Annotated in this window: 18 protein-coding genes; 13 read left to right on the forward strand and 5 right to left on the reverse strand. The window is 75.7% G+C overall.

The annotated features are described in order from the left end of the window. Positions 1–174: 174 nt before the first annotated feature. The gene (locus WIS52_RS17240; RefSeq protein ID WP_349299296.1) at positions 175–1,929 is read right to left on the reverse strand and encodes a DEDD exonuclease domain-containing protein; all 1,755 of its coding nucleotides are present in this window, start codon (positions 1,927–1,929) and stop codon (positions 175–177) included. Between the two features lie 242 nt (positions 1,930–2,171). On the opposite strand from WIS52_RS17240, the gene WIS52_RS17245 reads away from it, so the two are divergent. Continuing rightward, a complete protein-coding gene (locus WIS52_RS17245; protein ID WP_349299297.1) occupies positions 2,172–3,782 on the forward strand; it encodes an NYN domain-containing protein in 1,611 nt (536 codons plus the stop codon). A 62-nt stretch (positions 3,783–3,844) separates the two neighbouring features. Here WIS52_RS17245 and WIS52_RS17250 read toward each other — a convergent pair whose 3' ends face one another. Further along, positions 3,845–4,201 (reverse strand): hypothetical protein, encoded by a 357-nt coding sequence (locus WIS52_RS17250; protein ID WP_349299298.1) that lies wholly within the window; start codon positions 4,199–4,201, stop codon positions 3,845–3,847. Positions 4,202–4,582: 381 nt separating this feature from the next. Between WIS52_RS17250 and WIS52_RS17255 the strand changes: the two genes are divergently transcribed. After that, entirely contained in the window at positions 4,583–5,743 is a 1,161-nt protein-coding gene (locus tag WIS52_RS17255; protein ID WP_349299299.1) for a glycosyltransferase family 4 protein, read from the forward strand. A gap of 74 nt (positions 5,744–5,817) precedes the next feature. Here WIS52_RS17255 and WIS52_RS17260 read toward each other — a convergent pair whose 3' ends face one another. After that, positions 5,818–7,659, reverse strand: a complete 1,842-nt coding sequence (locus WIS52_RS17260; protein ID WP_349299300.1) for an AMP-dependent synthetase/ligase — start codon at positions 7,657–7,659, stop codon at positions 5,818–5,820. 210 nt (positions 7,660–7,869) lie between these two features. Between WIS52_RS17260 and WIS52_RS17265 the strand changes: the two genes are divergently transcribed. The 6 genes from WIS52_RS17265 to WIS52_RS17290 are packed head-to-tail and all read left to right on the forward strand — an operon-like array spanning position 7,870 to position 12,272. Then, on the forward strand, positions 7,870–8,298 hold the full coding sequence (locus WIS52_RS17265) for a polyketide cyclase / dehydrase and lipid transport (RefSeq protein WP_349299301.1): 429 nt from the start codon (positions 7,870–7,872) through the stop codon (positions 8,296–8,298). A 4-nt stretch (positions 8,299–8,302) separates the two neighbouring features. Continuing rightward, on the forward strand, positions 8,303–9,097 hold the full coding sequence (locus tag WIS52_RS17270; RefSeq protein ID WP_349299302.1) for a metallophosphoesterase family protein: 795 nt from the start codon (positions 8,303–8,305) through the stop codon (positions 9,095–9,097). A 22-nt stretch (positions 9,098–9,119) separates the two neighbouring features. Then, positions 9,120–9,557, forward strand: coding sequence for an SRPBCC family protein (locus WIS52_RS17275; protein WP_349299303.1), 438 nt, complete (start codon positions 9,120–9,122; stop codon positions 9,555–9,557). A gap of 56 nt (positions 9,558–9,613) precedes the next feature. Further along, entirely contained in the window at positions 9,614–10,861 is a 1,248-nt protein-coding gene (locus WIS52_RS17280) for an ArsA family ATPase (protein ID WP_349299304.1), read from the forward strand. Continuing rightward, positions 10,858–11,295 carry a hypothetical protein gene (locus WIS52_RS17285; RefSeq protein ID WP_349299305.1) on the forward strand — a complete coding sequence of 146 codons (438 nt, stop codon included), beginning with the start codon at positions 10,858–10,860 and terminating at the stop codon, positions 11,293–11,295. Before WIS52_RS17280 ends, WIS52_RS17285 begins: the two co-directional genes overlap by 4 nt. Before the next feature lie 26 nt (positions 11,296–11,321). Next, positions 11,322–12,272 (forward strand): ROK family protein, encoded by a 951-nt coding sequence (locus WIS52_RS17290; RefSeq protein WP_349299626.1) that lies wholly within the window; start codon positions 11,322–11,324, stop codon positions 12,270–12,272. Here WIS52_RS17290 and WIS52_RS17295 read toward each other — a convergent pair. Continuing rightward, the gene (locus tag WIS52_RS17295) at positions 12,269–12,730 is read right to left on the reverse strand and encodes a hypothetical protein (protein WP_349299306.1); all 462 of its coding nucleotides are present in this window, start codon (positions 12,728–12,730) and stop codon (positions 12,269–12,271) included. The genes WIS52_RS17290 and WIS52_RS17295 overlap by 4 nt on opposite strands. Before the next feature lie 211 nt (positions 12,731–12,941). Here WIS52_RS17295 and WIS52_RS17300 point away from each other — a divergent pair, with 211 nt between their 5' ends. From WIS52_RS17300 to WIS52_RS17315, 4 genes are read left to right on the forward strand one after another with little or no spacing between them, the layout of a single operon-like run. Next, positions 12,942–13,697, forward strand: coding sequence for a lysophospholipid acyltransferase family protein (locus tag WIS52_RS17300; RefSeq protein ID WP_349299307.1), 756 nt, complete (start codon positions 12,942–12,944; stop codon positions 13,695–13,697). 41 nt (positions 13,698–13,738) lie between these two features. Continuing rightward, positions 13,739–14,257, forward strand: coding sequence for a polyadenylate-specific 3'-exoribonuclease AS (locus tag WIS52_RS17305; protein ID WP_349299308.1), 519 nt, complete (start codon positions 13,739–13,741; stop codon positions 14,255–14,257). Between the two features lie 10 nt (positions 14,258–14,267). Further along, a complete protein-coding gene (locus tag WIS52_RS17310) occupies positions 14,268–15,671 on the forward strand; it encodes a class II 3-deoxy-7-phosphoheptulonate synthase (RefSeq protein WP_349299309.1) in 1,404 nt (467 codons plus the stop codon). Positions 15,672–15,729: 58 nt separating this feature from the next. After that, on the forward strand, positions 15,730–16,488 hold the full coding sequence (locus tag WIS52_RS17315) for a GIDE domain-containing protein (protein ID WP_349299310.1): 759 nt from the start codon (positions 15,730–15,732) through the stop codon (positions 16,486–16,488). A gap of 17 nt (positions 16,489–16,505) precedes the next feature. Here WIS52_RS17315 and pknB read toward each other — a convergent pair whose 3' ends face one another. Further along, positions 16,506–18,332 carry a Stk1 family PASTA domain-containing Ser/Thr kinase gene (gene pknB, locus WIS52_RS17320; protein ID WP_349299311.1) on the reverse strand — a complete coding sequence of 609 codons (1,827 nt, stop codon included), beginning with the start codon at positions 18,330–18,332 and terminating at the stop codon, positions 16,506–16,508. A 227-nt stretch (positions 18,333–18,559) separates the two neighbouring features. On the opposite strand from pknB, the gene WIS52_RS17325 reads away from it, so the two are divergent. Continuing rightward, positions 18,560–18,913, forward strand: a complete 354-nt coding sequence (locus tag WIS52_RS17325; protein WP_349299312.1) for an Rv2175c family DNA-binding protein — start codon at positions 18,560–18,562, stop codon at positions 18,911–18,913. Positions 18,914–18,917 lie beyond the last annotated feature (4 nt).

Genomic DNA, 18,917 nt, shown 5'->3' on the forward strand with positions numbered 1-18,917 from the left:
GCCCCGTCCCACCGTCCCGCCCCCGCCCCCGCCGCCCCATCGCCCCCCCCGCCCCGCCCCATCGCCCGACTCATGACGCTTTGGTTCGGTATGACCGGACTAGAGCGTCATGAGTCCGGGCCCGGATGGGGTACGCGGGGCCGATGTGGTGAGTGGGGTGGACGAGGTTCCGGCTCAGCGGGGTTCGTCGGGGGCGTGGTCGCCGGTGCGCTGTGCGGCCTGCCGGGCCTGCTCGGCCCAGTTCCGCCATGCCCCGCCGCCGTGTGCGGGCTCGGCCCACTCCGGTGTGCTGTGGACCAGCCGGGTGCCGCCGCCGGTGAGCCAGCGGTAGAGCAGCCGCACCTCCTCGGCCGGGGCGCCGCGCAGCGGGCCGGGATCGGGGAGCACGGTCTGCGCGCCCTCGCGCAGTGCCTCCACCACCGGCATCGGCCGCACCCCGCGCGGTGCGTTCCCGGCGGCCGCGAGCCGGCCGTACCGCACGACGGCGAGCTCCCACCCGCCACGCCCGTCCGGCCGCGCGCCGACGACCTCCTCCAGGGCGGCGAGCCCGGCCAGCGTCCCGGCCCGGTCGACCCCCGACGCCAGCGCGGCGAGCCGGTCGCGCAGGCGCGCGGCGGCCTCGTAGCGACCGTCGGCGGCACGTGCCTCGACGTCGGCGGCGAGCGCACGCAGCGGTGTGTCGTCCCGTCCGTCGACCAGGTCCTGCCAGGCGCCGACGGCCGGTGCGTACTCCTCGACCTGCTGGAGACCGGCGCACGGGGCGGCGCACCGGCCGAGCTCGTGCAACGCGCAGGGGGTCGCCGACGGTGCGCGGCGGGGGATCCGGACGGTGCAGCGGCGCAGCGGCACCGCCTCCAGCGCGGCGTCGAGGACCTCGGACGCGGCGCGCTGCGAACCGAACGGGCCGAGCGCACCGTCGCGCGGGGTGGCGACCACCGAGAGCCGCGGGAACGCCTCGTCCGTCGGCGCCACCCACCAGGCCCGGCCCGGGTTGCGGGAGCGCCGGTTGTACCGGGGACGGTGCGCGGCGATCAGCCGCAGCTCCCGCACCGAGGCCTCGAGCGCGTGCGCGCAGACGACCGTGTCCACCCGCTCGGCCTGCGCCAGCATGTCCCGCACCCGGCGGCGGCGCTCCCCGGCGGTGAAGTAGGAGCGGACGCGGCGCTGCAGGTCGCCGCTGGTACCCGCGTAGAGCACCTCGCCGTTCGCGTCCCGGAACAGGTAGACCCCGGGTGCGGACGGCACGTCGTTCGCCAGGTGCCTGCGGCGGCGCTGGGTGGCGGTCGGGCGGTGCGGGGCCCGGTCCTTCACCAGCTGCAGCAGCTCCTCCAGGCTCTGGATCCCCAGGTTCCCGACGCGCTCCAGCAGGTGGTGCAGGACCTCGACGGTCGCCCGGGCGTCGGTGAGCGCCCGGTGGTCGGGTGTGGTGGTGCACCCGAAGTGCGCCGCCAGCGCGCCGAGCCGCATGCTCGGGCACTCGGTCCGGGGCAGCACGGCACGGGCCAGCCGGGCGGTGCAGAGCACCGGCGGCGCGGGCCATGCGCGCTCGGACCGCGCGCAGGCCGCCCGGAGGAACCCGCTGTCGAACGGTGCGTTGTGCGCGACCAGGACCGCACCGGACAGGAAGTCGAGGACCGAGGGCAGGACCGCCCCGATCGGCGGGGCGCCGCCCAGCATGGCGTTCGTGATGCCGGTCAGCCGGGTGACGTCGGCCGGAACCCGGACACCCGGGTCGACCAGCGTCGCCAGCTCGCCGAGTCGCTCGCCGCCGCGCACCTTGACGGCGCCGACCTCGGTGATCGCGTCCCGCTGGTGGCTGCCGCCGGTGGTCTCCAGGTCCAGGACGACGAACGAGACCTCGCGCAGCGGCGTGCCGAGCTCGTCGAGGGCGAGCTGCGGCGACCGGGGTGCGGGGGAGCGGGGGGTCACGCACGGCACGGTAGCGGTGGGGTCCGACAGTATGTTCGATCGGCTGCCGGAGCGGAGGAGTGGCGTCGCCCGGGTGGGCGGGTGCCGCGGCAGCCGGGTGGTACTTGTCCGCACCGGCCGGTCGGGGCAGCGGGACGCGGCCGCACCCGGACGGGTGGTGTGTGTCGATCATCGCCCGGCCGGGCCCGTGCCCGGCGGTGCGGACGTCGGCGTACCGAGACGGTCGGGGATAGCCTTGTCCGATGCCACGCACAGGCGGAGACGACCGGGGGCCCGAGGGCTCCGGCGTCCCGCCGTGTCCGGGCTCGGGAGCATCGGCGGCGGACGTCGACCAGCACACGGGTGGACCGGGCGGGTCCGGTACCGGCGCCGGGGTCGCCTGGACGGCGTTGCCCGGTCCGCTGAAGGCCCGGCTGGCCGAGATCGCCGGTGCCGCGCTCGGCGGTATGGCGCCCGGCGACGTGCCGGCGCCGCTGCGCCGCCTCGCCAAGTTTACCCCGGCGAAGCGGTCCCGGCTGGGTGCTCCCGCGCTGGTCGGCCGGCTGGAGTCGGACGCGGCGTTCCGGGCCGCGGTGGTCGCATGGTGGGGCGAGCACCGTCCCGGCGAGCTGGAGCTGCCCCCCGCGAGCGCCGCCGTACCGGGGGGCGTCGACGCCGACCGTGGCGCGGGTGGCGATCCCGATCACCCCGACCCCGACCCCGACCCCGGACCCGATCCCGACCCCGGGCCCGATCCCGGTCGCGCCGGGGACGAGCACCCCCGAACCGATCACGCCGCCCCCGGCGACGGCATCGTCCCGGCCCCGGTCGACAAGCTGGATGCGGCGGCCGTCGCGCTGCTCACCGGGGATCCGCTGGCCGCCCGCCGGGTCGCCGACGCCGAGCAGTCCGGCGACCTGTCCGCGCTCCGGGCCGAACGCGACGAGGCGCTCGCCAAGGTCGACAAGGTCACCGCGGAGCTGGAACGGGTCCGGGCCGAGCTGGCGGAGATGCGCGAGGAGTCCCGCGCGTCCGCGGTGGACCGGGACACCGGGTACCAGCAGATGCGGCGCCGGGTCAGCGAGCAGGGCGCGAAGTTGCGCACCGCCGTCGATGCGCGCACCGCACTCGAGGAGGAGGTGGCGCGGCTCCGTGCCGGCGCCGACGACCGGCTCGCCGCGGTGCGCGCCGAGGCCGAGGACGAGCGGGCCCGGGCCGACCGTGAACACCGCCGGGCGGAGTCGGCCGCCCGCGAGGTCGCCGCGGCCCGCCAGGCCGCACGCGAGGCCCGGCGCGGTGACGAGGTGCGCCTGGAGCTGCTGCTCGACACCGTCGGCGGGGCGATCGCGGGGCTGCGCCGCGAGCTCGACGTCGGATCGGGCGGCCCACGGCCGGCCGACCTCGTCGCCGGGAGCGTCGGCGGCGCCGCGGGCCACGCCACCGGACGGGCCGGCATCCCGGTCGACGGCCTCGCCGCCCTCGACACGCTCCTCGGCCTGGCGTCGGTGCACCTCATCGTCGACGGCTACAACGTCAGCAAGACCGGCTACCCCGAGCTGACCCTGGCCGACCAGCGCACCCGCCTGGTCACCCAGCTCGGCGCGCTCGCCGCCCGCACCGGCGCGGAGATCACCGTGGTGTTCGACGGCGCGGCCGTCACCGCCGCGCCGACCCGGGGCAGCCGCGGCGTGCGCGTGCTGTTCAGCGATCCGGGGGTGATCGCCGACGACGTCGTCCGCGACCTGGTGGCCGCGGAGCCGCGGGGACGCCCGCTCCTGGTCGCCACCGCGGACCAGGAGATCGTCCGCTCGGTCCGCCGCCGGGGCGCGCACACCGTGCCGTCGGCGGTGCTGCTGCAGCGCCTGCGCGGCTGATCCGCGGCTGCCCGGACGAGACCGGTGCGGCCGGGCGGGACCGGAACGCCTCCGGAGCCGGCTCAGCCCGCGTCGCGGTGCCGCGCGTGCCGGTGCGGGACCACGGGCATCGGGAGCATCGTCGCCCCCTCCGGACCCGCGGCACCCGGCCGGGCGCGCTCGACGAGCCGCAGCCGGGGGATCAGGCCCTGGTCGGCCAGCACCTCCAGCGCACGGCGCTCCGGCTCGGCGAACTCGAGCGGCGCGGCGGCCGGTCCGCCGTTCCCGTGCCCGACGATCGCCGGCCCCGCCTCTCCCGGCAGGTCGACCGGCAGGTAGGGGATCGGACGGTCGATCTCCGGCGTGTCCATGAGCACGCCGATCACGCAGTCGCCGCACGCGTCGCCACGGACATCGCAGCGGTCGCAGTCGATGATCATTACGCCTCCTCGGTGGAGCTCCTCGATCACCGCGGACGTTAGGGGAGGGGTCTGACAGAAACTGCGGGCTCGGGCAGACGGGATTGCGTGCAACATCCTTCGTTGCCGATCCGTAACCGGACGCCGCGTCACTCGTTCACCCCAACAGCACGACCTCCTCACCGGTTGTGCGTGCGGGCGGTCCCCCGGCCACCCGTACGGACCAGCGCGTCGTCCCGACCCCAGACGGGATCGCGGTGGTGACCGGTGAGGAGCGCGGTTCGTCCGCTCCCCGGAGTGGCCGGACGGCGGCCCGCGACCCCGACGCATCCCCCCGGAGCGTGCGGCGCCACCGTCCGGCCCCTTCCTCACGGACCCACCGCCGCGGCTACCGTCGCCGCCGTGGCCCGCACCCTGCTGGTGACCAACGACTTCCCGCCCCGCCCGGGCGGGATCCAGAGCTACCTGCACGACCTCGCCCGCGGGCTGCCACCGGGAGACCTCGCCGTCTACGCCCCGGCCTGGCCCGGCGCCGGGGAGTTCGACGCGGCCCAGCCGTTCCGGGTGCACCGGCACCCGACGTCGCCGATGCTGCCGGTCCCGGCCGTCGCGTCCCGGGCGGTCGCGCTCGCCCGCGCGCACGGCGCCGGCACGGTCTGGTTCGGCGCCGCCGCCCCGCTCGCCCTGCTCGGCCCGCACCTGCGGCGACGGGCCGGTGTCACCCGGGTGGTCGCCACCACGCACGGGCACGAGGTCGGCTGGTCGATGCTGCCCGGGGCCCGCCGGGCGCTGCGCCGGATCGCCGACGACGCCGACGTCGTCACCACCGTCTCGCGCTGGACCCGCGACCGGCTCGCCGCCGCGTGCGGCCCGGACGCCGCCCTGGAGCCGCTGCCGCCGCCGCTCGACACCGTCCGGTTCGCGCCCGACCCGGCGGCCCGCGCGCGGGTCCGGGACCGGTACCGGCTGGGGGAGGCGCCGGTGGTGACGTGCGTGGCGCGGCTGATGCCGCGCAAGGGCCAGGACGTGCTGATCGCCGCGCTGTCCCGGATCCGGGACCGGGTGCCGGGGACCCGGCTGCTGCTCGTCGGTGGCGGTCCGTACGCCGAGCGGCTCCGGGCACGAGCCTCGGCGCACGGGGTGTCCGACGCCGTCGTGTTCACCGGCCGGGTGGCCGCCGCCGAGCTCGCCGCACACCACGCGGCGGGGGACGTGTTCGCGCTACCCTGCCGCACCCACCTGGGTGGCCTGGACGTCGAGGGGCTGGGCATCGCGCTGCTGGAGGCGGCGGCGTGCGGGCTCCCGGTCGTCGCCGGGGACTCCGGCGGCGCGCCGGAGACCGTCGAGGAGGGGGTGACCGGCCACGTCGTCCCGGGCCGGGACGTGGACGCGCTCGTCGACCGGACCGCCGGGCTGCTGGCCGACCCCGGCCGGGCCGCGGCGATGGGCCGGGCCGGCCGGGCGCGGGTGCAGCGGATGTGGGGCGGCCCGGGCCCGGCCGCGCGGCTGCGCGCGCACCTCGACGGCCGGGCGCCCTCCGCGGACCCGGTCACCGACCGGTAGGCCCGGTCGCGCAAACGCCGCGACGACCGGGCCCCGCACGGGGACCGGCCACCGGCCGGGCCCGCGGGCCGGAATCAGTCCTTGCCGGCGGGCGCCTGCGAGTAGAGCGCCTCGATCTCGTCGCCGTGGGACTCCAGGACGACCTTGCGCTTCACCTTCATCGTCGGCGTCAGCTCGCCGCCGGCCTCGGAGAAGTCGGCGGGCAGGATCCGGAACTTGCGGATCTGCTCGGCCCGCGAGACCGCCTGGTTCGCCTCCTCGACCGCCGTGGCGATCTCGGAGCGCAGGTCCTCGTCCTCGACCAGGTCGGCCGCCGAGCCGCCGTCGCCGGCGGGCTTGCCGTTGCGCTCGCGCCAGCCCGGCAGCGCCTCGGGGTCGATCGTGACCAGCGCCGAGATGTAGGGCTTCTGGTCGCCGATCACGATGCACTGCCCGACCAGCGGGTGTGCCCGCAGCCGGTCCTCGAGCGGCGCCGGGGCGACGTTCTTCCCGCCCGCGGTGACGATGATCTCCTTCTTCCGCCCGGTGATCGTGAGGTAGCCGGCGTCGTCGAGCTCGCCGATGTCGCCGGAGTGGAACCAGCCGTCGGCCTCGAGGGCCTCGCGGGTCGCCTCCTCGTTGTGCCAGTAGCCACGGAAGACGATGTCGCCGCGCAGCAGCACCTCGCCGTCGGAGGCGATCCGGGCCGCGCAGCCGGGCACCGGGCGGCCGACCGAGCCGACCCGCTGGGCGTCGAGGGTGTTGAGGGTGATCCCGGCCGTGGTCTCGGTCAGGCCGTAGCCCTCCAGCACCCGCAGACCGATGCCGCGGAAGAAGTGCCCGAGCCGCGCGCCCAGCGGCGCCGACCCGGAGACCGCGGCCTTGACGTTCCCGCCGACGGCGGCGCGGAGCTTGCCGTAGACCAGCTTGTCGAACAGCGCGTGCTTGGCCTTCAGCACCAGGCCGGGGCCGCCCGCGTCGAGGGCCTTCGAGTAGGCGATCGCGGTCTCGGCGGCGGCGTCGAAGATCTTGCCCTTGCCGTCGTTGTGCGCCCGCAGCCGCGCGCCGTTGTAGACCTTCTCGAACACCCGCGGGACGGCGAGCAGGAAGGTCGGCTTGAACTCCGCGAGGTCGGGCAGCAGGTTCTTCACGTCGGGGGAGTGCCCGACGATCGTGCGGGTGTAGAGGCAGCCGCACTGGATCGCCTTGCCGAACACGTGCGCGAGCGGCAGGAACAGCAGCACCGAGTCACCGCGGGCGAAGAGCTCCGGGATCGTCGTGGAGATCGTCCGGACCTCGCTGAGCATGTTCCGGTGGGTGAGCTCGCAGCCCTTGGGGCGGCCGGTGGTGCCCGAGGTGTAGATCAGCGTGCAGAGGTCGTCGGCCCGCACCGCGCGGCGGCGTTCGTGCACCACCTCGTCCGTGGTGTCCGTGCCCAGACCGCGCAGCTGCTCGATCGCGGACGGCGCGTCCGGTGCCGCCGCGCTCGGGTCGATCTGCCAGACCGTGCGCAGCTCCGGCAGGTCGGCCTGGACCTTCTCCACCGAGGCGGAGTGCTCGGCGGCCTCCACCACGATCCCGACGGCGCCGGAGTCGGACAGGATCCAGGAGATCTGGTCCGGCGCGGACGTCTCGTAGATCGGCACCGTGACCCCGCCGGCGGCGAGGATCGCGTAGTCGAACAGGGTCCACTCGTAGCGGGTGCGCGACAGCAGCGCGACCCGGTCACCGGCGGCCACGCCGGAGGCGATCAGCCCGGCGGCCACCCGGGTCACCTGCTCGGCGAACTCCGCCGCGGTGACCTCGACCCAGGACCCGTCGACCTTGCGGCGGAACAGGACGTCCGTGGGGTGCTGCTCGGCGTTGGCGAACAGGGCGTCGCAGAGCGACTCCTCGGCGTCCACGGACACCGTGGCGGGAACGCTGAACTCACGCACGGGGGATCGACCTCCTGGCGGCCTCGACAGGGCAGGAGCACCGGCGGCGCGACCGCGCCGGGGTGCTCGGAACCCGAACCTAACGTGTAGTAGCGGGCGAGTGCATCGATTCGGGCATAACGGATGCGGAACGGCCCGGGTGTGCGTGCTCGCGGAGCAGGACGGTACCGCCGTCCGCGGACCACCCGTGCGGGTGGCAGGCTGATCGGCGTGCCGGTGGTGGACGTGATCGACGAGACGTTCCTGGCCGTGCCCCGCGAGCGGGTCGCGGCCGAGTTCACCGACCCGCGGCGGTGGGCGTCCTACTGGCCCGACCTGCGCCCGCAGATCGCCCACGACCGCGGCCCGGCCGGGATCCGCTGGACCGTCACCGGGGCGCTGACCGGGACCATGGAGGTGTGGTGCGAGCAGGTGCTCGACGGCACCGTCCTGCACTTCTTCCTGCGCGCCGACCCGGCCGGCGACGACGGCTCCCGCGGCCGCCGGCGCCGGGCGGAGAGCGACCGCAGGCACCGCGCGTTCAAGGCGCACGCCTTCGCGCTCAAGCGGCGGCTGGAGGACGGCCGGGCGCCGGGGTGCCCGCCCGCCGCGACGGCCCCGGCCGCCGTGCCCGTCGTCGTCGAGAACCCGGGGGCCTGATCCGGTGCGGCTGCACGTCGTCTCGGACGTCCACGGCAACACCCGCGCGCTGGCCCGCGCCGCGGACGGTGCCGACGGGCTGATCGTGCTCGGGGACCTGCTCGAGTTCATCGACTACCGGGACCCGGAGAACGGGATCATCGCCCGGCTGCTCGGCGTCGAGGTCAGCGCGGAGTTCGGCCGGCTGCGCCGGATCGGCGCGCCGCGGGCGCAGATGCTGGGCCTGCTCGACCGGTCCTGGGCCCGGTTCGCCGACCCGGCCGCCGCCGTCACCGAGGCCGTCGCGGAGTCCTATGCCGAGCTGTTCGGCGTGCTGTCCACGCTGGACGTGCCGGTCTGGGCGATCCCCGGCAACGTCGACATGCCGGCCGCCTGGCCGGAGACCGACGGCGTCGTCGCCGCGGACGGCCGGGTGATCGGGATCGGCGGCGTCCGGATCGGGTTCCTCGGCGGGGTCCCGCTGCCGGGCGGCGTCGACCCGCACCGGGACGGGCCGTGGCAGCCGTACTTCCTGTCCGCGGCGGACTGGACCGCCCGGCTCGACGCGCTCGGACCGGCCGACGTGCTCTGCACGCACGCCCCGCCGGACGTGCCGGTGCTGACCTACGACGTCGTGACCCGCCGCCGGGAGCTCGCCAGCCGGGAGCTGACCGGCCGGATCCGCGCCGAGCAGCCGTCGCACGCGCTGTTCGGGCACGTCCACCAGCCGCTGGCCCGGCGGGCCCGCCTCGGCCGTACCGAGTGCGTCAACGCCGGGCACTTCCGCGCGTCGGAGCGGCCGTACGTGCTGCACCTGTAGGCAGGGCGATAGCCTGCCCGCCATGGCCGACGCCACGACCTCCTCGCTGCACATCGACGCACCCCCGGACCGGGTCATGGCGGTGATCGCGGACTTCGGGTCCTATCCGGAGTGGACCGACCAGATCACCGACGTCGAGATCATCGACCCCGGCACGGGCGAGCGGGCGCGGCAGGTGAAGTTCTCGATGAACGCCGGCGCGATCAAGGACACCTACACGCTCGACTACGACTGGGCCGCCGACGACCGCTCGGTGTCCTGGACGCTGGTCAAGGGCGGCATCCAGAAGGCCCAGGACGGCTCCTACGACCTGGTTCCCGACGGGGACGGCACCGTCGTCACCTACCGGCTCTCGGTGGAGGTCAACTTCCCGATGATCGGGATGCTCCGGCGCAAGGCGGAGAAGGTCATCATCGACGCCGCCCTCAAGGGACTGAAGCGGCGCGTCGAGCAGGGCTGAGAGGCGACACCGGGTCCGCCGGAGGACACCGGAGCGCGATCGTTAGGCTCCGCGTCGTGCGCGTCGTGCTCTTCACCGGCAAGGGCGGGGTCGGCAAGACCACCCTGGCCGCGGCGACCGCCGCGCTGCTCGCCGGATCCGGCCGCCGGGCGCTGGTGGTGTCCACCGACCCGGCCCACTCGCTCGGCGACGCGCTGGATGCCGACCTGGGCCCGGACCCGGTCGAGGTCGCCGAGAACCTGTCCGCCGCGCACGTCGACGCCCGCACCCTGCTCGAGGGCGCCTGGGGCGAGCTGCAGGAGCACCTGCGGACCATGCTGGCCGGTGCCGGTGTGGACGAGCTCGTCGCCGACGAGCTGACCGTCCTGCCCGGGGTCGAGGACCTGCTGGCGCTGGTCGAGGTCCAGCGGCTCGCGGACTCCGGTGAGTACGACGTCGTCGTCGTCGACTGTGGTCCGACCGCCGAGACGCTGCGGCTGCTGACCCTGCCCGAGGCGCTGTCGGGCTACGTGGAACGGTTGTTCCCCGCGCACCGCCGGGCCGTGCGCGGCCTGGTCGCGAACCTCGCCGGGGTCAAGGGCGACGGCGCGGGCTGGGACCGCACCGTGGACGCGCTCGGCGTGCTCGCCGAGCAGCTGGCCGGCCTGCGCGCGATGCTCGCCGACCGCTCCCGCACCTCGATCCGGCTGGTGCTCACCCCCGAGCGGGTCGTCGCCGCGGAGACCCGGCGCACGCTGACCGCGCTGGCCCTGCACGAGCTCCGGGTGGACGCGCTGCTGGCGAACCGGGTCATGCCGGGGCCACCGCCCTCGTTGCGCGGGCCCGCGGCGCGCTGGCTGCGCGAGCGGTCCGACGAGCAGCAGGCGGTGCTCGGCGAGCTCGACCAGATCGGCGCCGGGGTCCCGGTGACGGCGGTGCGCTACACCGCGGCCGAGCCGACCGGGGTGAAGGCGCTGCGCGCGCTCGCCCGGTCGATCTACGGTGACACCGACCCGGCCGGGACCGACGGCGCCGCCCCGGTTCGGCCGCTGATGGAGATGCGCCGCACCGCCGGGCAGGGTGTCTCGCACGACACCGAGTTCGAACTGGACGTCGCGCTGCCCGGCGCCCAGGACGCCCCGCTGGACCTGGCCCGGGTCGGCGACGACATGGTCGTCGGCATCGGGTTCAGCCGCCGGGTGGTGGCACTGCCGTCGGTGCTGCGCCGCTGCGAGGCGGTCGGCGCGCGGCTGGAGGGCAGCGGCTCCGAGGCCCGGCTCGTCGTCAGCTTCCGGCCCGACCCGGGCTCCTGGATGACCTCGTGACCGGTTGCGGCGGCGCGCACGGGCCGCACGGTGCTCATGAGGGGATCCCGGACGAGCTGCGCGCCACCGCCGCGGCCCTGCTGGAGCGGGCGCGGACGGCGCTGGCGGCGCTGTCCGCGGATCCGGCGGCCGGGGACGGGGCCCCGCCGGACGGGCCCGGGGCATGTACCGCGTGCCCGGTCTGCGCGCTGGTCGCGGTGCTGCGCGGCGAGCGCTCCGAGCTCGCGGCGGCGCTGGCCGAGCACGCCTACGGCCTGCTGGCGGTGCTGCTCGCCGCGCTGGACGAGGCGGCGGACGGCCGGGCCGGGCCGGACGGATCCCCGGAGCGGCCGGCGTCCGCGCCCGGCACGACGCCCGCCGGGCGTCCGGCGGCGAACGGTCACCGCCCGCACCACGGCCGGTCGGTCCAGCGGATCCCGGTGCACCGCAGGTGAAGGGCGGGTGGGCCGTCGGCTCTGCCGTGCTCACCGTCGGGGTGGACGTCGGCGGCACCAGCGTGCGTGCCGGCGTGGTGGACGCCGACGGGGTCGTGCGGGACACCGCGTCCGCACCGACCCCGCGCACCGACGACGCGCTCGAGGCCGCGATCGCCGGCGTCGTCGACGAGCTGCGCGGCCGGTACCCGGTCCGCGCGGTCGGTCTCGCGCTGGCCGGGTTCGTCGACGCCCCGCGCGGGCTCGTCCGCTACGCCCCGCACCTGTCCTGGCGGGACGCGCCGGTCGCGGCGCGGATCGGCGACCGGCTCGGCGGGCTGCCGGTCGTCGTCGAGCACGACGCGAACTCCGCGGCGCTGGCCGAGCGGCGCTACGGCGCGGCGGCGGGGGCCTCGAGCGCGGTGCTCGTCGCGCTCGGTACCGGGATCGGCGGCGCCCTGCTCCACGACGGCGAGCTCTTCCGCGGCGCGCACGGCGTCGCCCCGGAGTTCGGGCACCTGCGGGTGGTCCCCGGCGGGCGGGCCTGCGCCTGCGGCAAGCGCGGATGCTGGGAGCGCTACTGCAGCGGCACCGCGCTGGCCACCACCGCGCTCGAGATGATCTCCGCGGCGGATGCGCCGGGCCCGTCGGCGCTGGCCCGCCGCGCCGCGGCCGATCCCGGGAGCATCACCGGCAAGCGGGTGGCGGACGCGGCCCGGGAGGGCGATCCGATCGCCCGGGCCGCGGTGCGCGACCTCGGTACCTGGCTGGGGGAGGGGCTCTCGCTGATCGCCGACCTGTTCGACCCGGACCTGGTGGTGGTCGGCGGCGGGGTGTCGGCCTCGGCGCCGCTGTTCCTCGACGCCGCCCGCGAGCACTACGCCCGGGTCGCCACCGGCGCCGGGCACCGCCCGCTGGCCCGGATCCGCACCGCCCAGCTCGGCGCCGGCGCGGCGGTGGTCGGCGCGGCCGTGCTGGCCCGGGAGGCGGGCACCTAGAGACGGGAGCCGTCGTCGTCGGGGTCGGGGCGGTCGTCGTCCGGGTCGGAGCTCCACAGCCGCAGCACCAGCCAGCCCAGCCCGGCCGCCATCAGGACCAGCCCGAGCGGCAGCGGCCACACGCCGCCGACGCCGATCACGCCCGGTGCGATGCACAGCAGAAGGCCGAACGCGATCAACCCGCCGCCGACGACCGCGGGCGGCCCCGGCCGGGGCAGCGGCGGCGGCTCGGGCGGGTGGTAGTGGTCCTCGTCGTCCACGGCCTCGGGACCCGGCCGGTGCACCGGGCGCTCCCCGGGCTGCACGGTCGGGGGCGCCGGTTCCGAGGCATCCCGGGCGTCCCGGGCCTCGCGCGCGTCGGGCCAGTCCGGCACCGACCCCTCGCTGCGCCAGCCCGACACGATGGACTCGAAGTCGTCGTCGTCCGGCCCGGAGCGCCGGCCGCGTGCTGGGTCCATGTCCGTCCTTCGAAGGCTCTGCCGACCCCGATCCTCGACCGGCCCGGGGCCGGCACCTGTACCGACATCCTGACACGACCGTCGCGGGTGGTGTACGCCGGTGAGCCGGAGCCGGTACGGCCGGCCACGGTGGGTGATCGGCGACCCCGTTGTGAGGACCAGGGGACCGTCCGTAGGCTGACCGGCGAAGTCGGTAGGGAGGCAGCGCAGGGTGCTGTACTGGTGGTCCAAGTTCGTGCTGCTCGGTCCGCTGATGCGGCTGTTCTGCCGACCCGTCATCTCCGGTGCCGAGAACGTGCCGGAGCGGGGTGGCGCGATCCTCGCGAGCAACCACCTCGCCGTCGCCGACTCGTTCTTCCTGCCGCTCATGCTGCCCCGCCGGGTGACGTTCCTCGCCAAGCGCGAGTACTTCACCGAGCCGGGCGTGCGGGGCTGGTTCAAGAAGCAGTTCTTCACCGGCGTCGGGCAGGTCCCGGTCGACCGCTCGGGTGGTTCCGCGGCCCGTGCCGCGATGGACACCGCCGTGCGGCTGCTCGGCGAGAACAAGCTGCTCGGCATCTACCCCGAGGGCACCCGGTCGCCCGACGGCAAGCTCTACAAGGGCAAGACCGGCGTCGCCCGGATGGCACTCGAGGCCGGCGTCCCGGTGATCCCGGTCGCGATGGTCGGCACCGACAAGGTCAACCCGATCGGCTCGAAGATGTGGCGGCCGCGCAAGGTGCGGATCCGGATCGGCGAGCCGATGGACTTCGCCCGCTACGAGGGCATGGCCGGGGACCGGTTCATCGAGCGGTCGATGACCGACGAGATCATGTACAACCTGATGGAGCTGTCCGGCCAGACCTACGTCGACCTGTACGCGGCGTCGGTGAAGGAGAAGGCCGCGGCCGGCGTCCCGCCGCCGGCGCCGTCCCGGCCGGCGGCGCAGCGCCCGGACGTCGACCTGCCCGACTCCCGCGCCAGCTGAGCGCGTCCGGTACCCAGAGCTTCGACGACCCAGAGCGGACCATGCGCTTCTTCTACGACTGCGAGTTCATCGAGGACGGCACCACGATCGACCTGGTGTCGATCGGCGTCGTCGGCGAGGACGGCCGCGAGTTCTACGCCGTGTCCACCGAGTTCGACCCGGACCGGGCGGGGAAGTGGGTGCGCGCGAACGTGCTGCCCAAGCTGCCGTCGCCGGCCGACAGGGCGTGGATGTCCCGGGCCCGGATCCGCGACGAGCTGCTGGAGTTCTGCACCTCGGCGCCCGGGGACGTGGAGCTGTGGGCCTGGATCGCCGCCTACGACCACGTCGCGCTGTGCCAGCTCTGGGGCGCGATGCCCGCTCTGCCGCGCGCGCTGCCCCGGTTCACCCGGGAGCTGCGCCAGCGGTGGGAGGACGCCGGGCGGCCGACGCTGCCCCCGCCGCCGCGGGAGGCACACGACGCGCTTGCCGATGCGCGGCACAACCTGCAGCGCTGGGAAGTGATCTCGCAGACACTCGGCGAGGGGGCCGCGCAGCGGGCACCGAGCGCACCGGCCTAGTCTGGGACGCGTGAACTGGTCCGTCGACGCCCCGATCGACGTCCTCCCGGTGCTGCCTCCGCTGCCCGCGGACCTGCGCTCGGGTCTGGACGACGCCCTGTCCCGCCCGGCTGCCCAGCAGCCGGAGTGGCCCGACCCGGCTCAGGTCGGGCACGTACGGACGGTGCTCGAGTCCGTACCGCCGGTGGTGCTGCCCCCGGAGGTGGACCGGCTGCAGCAGCGGCTGGCCGACGTCGCGAACGGCGAGGCGTTCCTGCTGCAGGGCGGGGACTGCGCCGAGACCTTCGTGGACAACACCGAGCCGCACATCCGGGCCACCATCCGCACGCTGCTGCAGATGGCCGTCGTGCTGACCTACGGCGCGTCGCTGCCGGTGGTCAAGGTCGGCCGGATCGCCGGCCAGTACGCGAAGCCGCGCAGCTCCGCGACCGACGCGGCCGGGCTGCCGTCCTACCGCGGGGACATCGTCAACGCGATCACCCCGGACCTCACCGCCCGGACGCCGGACCCGTCGCGGATGATCCGCGCCTACGCGAACGCGTCGGCCGCGATGAACCTGGTGCGCGGGCTGACCGCGACCGGCATGGCGGACCTGACCAAGGTGCACGACTGGAACAAGGACTTCGTGCGGACCTCCGCCGCCGGGGTGCGGTACGAAGCGGTGGCCGCCGAGATCGACCGCGCGGTCCGGTTCATGGACGCCTGCGGGGTGCGCGACCACAACCTGCACCAGGTCGAGTTCTACGCCAGCCACGAGGCGCTGCTGCTCGACTACGAGCGCGCGATGCTCCGGCTGGACCTCGAGCGCGACCAGAGCGGAGGCGAGTCGCCGAAGCTCTACGACCTGTCCACGCACTTCCTCTGGATCGGGGAGCGGACCCGCCAGCTCGACGGCGCGCACGTCGCGTTCGCCGAGCTGCTCGTCAACCCGATCGGCATGAAGATCGGCCCGACGACCACGCCGGACCAGGCCGTGGAGTACGTCGAGCGGCTCGACCCGCACCACCGTCCCGGCCGGCTGTCGCTGATCTCCCGGATGGGCAACGACAAGGTTCGCGACGTGCTGCCGGCCATCGTGGAGAAGGTCACCGCGACCGGGCACAAGGTCATCTGGCAGTGCGACCCGATGCACGGCAACACCCACGAGTCCTCCACCGGGTACAAGACCCGGCACTTCGACCGGATCGTCGACGAGGTGCAGGGCTTCTTCGAGGTGCACCGGGCGCTGGGCACGCACCCGGGCGGCATCCACGTCGAGGTCACCGGTGAGGACGTCACCGAGTGCCTGGGCGGGGCGCAGCGGATCTCCGACACCGACCTGGCCGGGCGCTACGAGACGGCCTGCGACCCGCGGCTGAACACCCAGCAGAGCCTGGAGCTCGCCTTCCTGGTCGCGGAGATGCTGCGCGGGTAGGTCTCGCGGGTAGATCTACGGACCTCGTGTCCGATTCGCCCGGCTAGGGTTCCCGGTCATGACGACGTCGCAGCTCGTGCTGCTGGGGCTGGCCGGGATCCTCGGGTACTTCGCCTACCAGGCGTTCACCGAGGCCCGGGCCGCGCACGCCGCGTGGACCCGGGGCCTCGGCGCCACCGAGACCGGGATCGGTGAGCTCGTCGCGATGGCCGGGGCCGCGTCCGCGGAACTCGGCGCCGGCTCGTTCCGCCGGGTCGTGACGCTGCAGGGCACCGTGGAGCCGGCCGGCGAGGGCGACCTGCGCCCCGCGCCGCTCAGCGGCGCCGACTGCCTGTGGTTCCGGGTGCGCCGCATCCGCCGTTTCCGGGGGGACAAGGGGCGGACCGAGAACGAGGTGGTGTCGGACCGGCGGGGCGGCGGCAGGTTCGAGCTGCGCTCCGGGGACGGTGCCGTCGTGACCGTCGACCCGGCCGACGCGCGGGTGGAGCTGCCCGTCGCCGAGCAGCGGGACGAGGGACCGGACCCGGACGAGGGCATCGCGCTCGGCCCGGTACGCCTCGGCAACCGGACCGAGGGCTACGAGCTCACCGAGTGGCGGCTCGAGCCGGGGGAGCGGATCACCGTGATCGGCGAGGCGCGGTGCGTCGCCGACGGGGTGCGGGTCGCCGGCGGGCCGGACCAGCCGCTGACCCTGACCACGTCCGCCCGCACCGACCACCTGGACGCCGAGCGGAACCGGAGCCGCACCGCGATCCGCCGTGCGGCGGCGTTCGCGGTCGGCGCGCTCGCGGTGCTGGTCTGGTGGTTCGTGAGCTGAGCAGGGCTCGCCGGGGCTCAGAGCACGGTCAGGGTGATCGTGGCGCCCGGCTCGACGACCTCGCCGGCCGCCGGATCCTGGGCGATCACGCTGCCGTCCTGGCGGCCGAACGGGAAGCTCTGGCTCACCTGGACGGCGAATCCCTGCGCCTGCAGGGCCGCCACCGCCTCCGCCGCACTCATCCCGATCACGAACGGCACCGCGACCTCCGCCGGCGGCTGCGGCTCTGGGGCCGGTTCCGGGCCGAGGCTGGTCACCAGCGTCACCGCGGAGCCCCCGGGCAGCAGTGTCCCGGCCTCCGGGTCGGTACGCAGCACCGCGCCCTCGGGCACCTCGTCGCTGTACTCCTGGGCCGCCGTCGACTGCACCGGGGTCAGGCCGGCCTCGCGCACGGCCTCCTCGGCGGTCGCGACGGCGCTGCCGGCCGGTACCTCGGGCACCGCGGGGCGGCCGGTGGACACGACCAGGGTGACGGTGGAGCCGCGCAGCACGCGGGTCTCGGGGGCCGGGTCGATCTCGGCGACGACGTCCGCGGCGACGTCGTCGTCGGCGCGTTCGGTGACCGACGGCGTGAGGTCGTACTCGGTGATCAGTGCGGTCGCCCGCTCCCGGTCCAGGCCGGTGACCTCGGGCATCGTCGTCCAGCGTCCGGCGAGCATCCACCACGCCCCGGTCCCGGCGAGCGAGGCGAGCAGCACGAGCAGGACCAGCCAGAGCGCCAGGCCGCGGCGGCTCGTCCGGCGCCGCGGCGACCCGTCGTCCCGGGCCGGGGCGAGGGCCGTCCCGTGCGCGCCCGCCGCGTGCGACGGCCCGGAGGGGCGGCCCTGCGCGCGGGTCCCGGACGGCCCGGCCGGCGCCGGACGCATCTGGTGCGGGCCGGCCGGCATGGTCGCGGCGTCGTCGGCGGCCGGCGGGTGCGGGACCGGAGCCCGGGGCAGGCCGAGGCGGCCGGCGACGTCGAGCAGCTCCCGGCGGAACGCCTCGGCGTGCGCCGGCCGGTGCTCCGGGTCCCGGGCGGTGGCCCGCGCGACGAGCGCGTCGACGGCGGGCGGCAGGCCCGGGACCGTCGCCGACGGCGGCGGCACGTCCTCGTTGACGTGCCGGTAGGCCACCGACAACGGGTTGTCGGCGGTGTAGGGCGGGACGCCGGTGAGCATCTCGTAGAGCACGACACCGGCGGCGTAGACGTCGCTGCGCCCGTCGGCGCGTCCGCTGACGACCTGCTCGGGGGAGAGGTAGGCCATCGTGCCGAGGATCATTCCGGCGTGGCTGACCCCGGCCTCGGCGGCTGCGGTGAGCAGGCCGAAGTCGGCGACCTTCACACTGCCCGAGGACGCGATCAGCACGTTCTCCGGCTTGACGTCGCGGTGCACCATGCCCTGCCGGTGCGCGCGGGCCAGCCCGGCGAGCACCGGCTCGAGGACCCCGACCGCCGCGGGCAGCCCGAGCGCGCCGTGCACGCGCAGCACGTCGCGCAGGGTGCCGCCGTCCACCAGCTCCATGACGACGAACAGGCTGGGCTCGCCGAGCGGCCCGCCCGGCGTCGTCCCGCGGTCGAACACGGCGACGACGGCCGGGTGGTCGATCCGGGCCGCGAGTCGCGCCTCCCGGTCGAAGCGGGTGCGGAACGCGTGGTCGCCGGCCATCCGCGGGTCCATCACCTTGATCGCGACGGCGCGCTCGAGGCGGGTGTCGGTGCCGTGGTAGACGGTCGACATCCCGCCGCGGGCCAGCACCGGCCCGACCAGGTAGCGGCCGTCGAGCAGCACGGTGCCGTCATCGGCCGGGGCCCCGACGGCCCCACCCGGCGTGCCGGGTTCGGCCGGTCCGGACGGTGCGCTCACGCCATGGAGGCTACTGAGCGCATCGTCCCGGCTGTCCGGGTGGGGGCTGCCCGCGCACGCGCACCGGACCCGGCGTTGCACGCCGCAGTCGTCCCGGCACCGGCGGTAGCCGCTCCGCGTCCGCGGTCCGCGCCGCGGGGCGGTACCCGGGGAGCGGAACACCGCGGGGAACGGGCATCGGCGCGCTGTGTGGGCGGGCGGAGTGGTGTGTGGAACAGTGTCCCGCTGTGAGCGAGTCCCTCCCCGCGGCCGTCACCGAGGAGACGCTTCCCGTCTCCGAGGCCGCCGCCCGTCTGTCGGTCCCCACGTCCCGCGTCCACCAGCTGGTCCGGGACGGCCAGCTGTTGTCGCTGCGGCACGACGGCGAGGTCGTGGTCCCCGCCGCGTTCCTCGTCGACGGCGACGTCGTCCGCGGCCTGTCCGGCACGATCATGGTGATGCGCGACGGCGGGTACGACGACCGCGACATCCTGCGCTGGCTGTTCACCGACGACGAGTCGCTGCCCGGCTCGCCGATCGGCGCCCTCCGGGCGGGCCGGCAGAAGGAGGTCAAGCGCCGCGCCCAGGCGATGGCGTTCTGACCGC

The organism is Pseudonocardia nematodicida (assembly GCF_040105385.1).
GTDB lineage: Bacteria > Actinomycetota > Actinomycetes > Mycobacteriales > Pseudonocardiaceae > Pseudonocardia > Pseudonocardia nematodicida.

Coding starts and splice junctions, on each gene's coding strand:
- WIS52_RS17250 (WP_349299298.1), bottom strand. CDS start 4,201: ATGATCATCGACTGCGACCGCTGCGATGTCCGTGGCGACGCGTGCGGC.
- WIS52_RS17315 (WP_349299310.1), top strand. CDS start 15,730: ATGACGACGTCGCAGCTCGTGCTGCTGGGGCTGGCCGGGATCCTCGGG.
- WIS52_RS17295 (WP_349299306.1), bottom strand. CDS start 12,730: ATGGACCCAGCACGCGGCCGGCGCTCCGGGCCGGACGACGACGACTTC.
- WIS52_RS17305 (WP_349299308.1), top strand. CDS start 13,739: ATGCGCTTCTTCTACGACTGCGAGTTCATCGAGGACGGCACCACGATC.
- WIS52_RS17245 (WP_349299297.1), top strand. CDS start 2,172: ATGCCACGCACAGGCGGAGACGACCGGGGGCCCGAGGGCTCCGGCGTC.
- WIS52_RS17275 (WP_349299303.1), top strand. CDS start 9,120: ATGGCCGACGCCACGACCTCCTCGCTGCACATCGACGCACCCCCGGAC.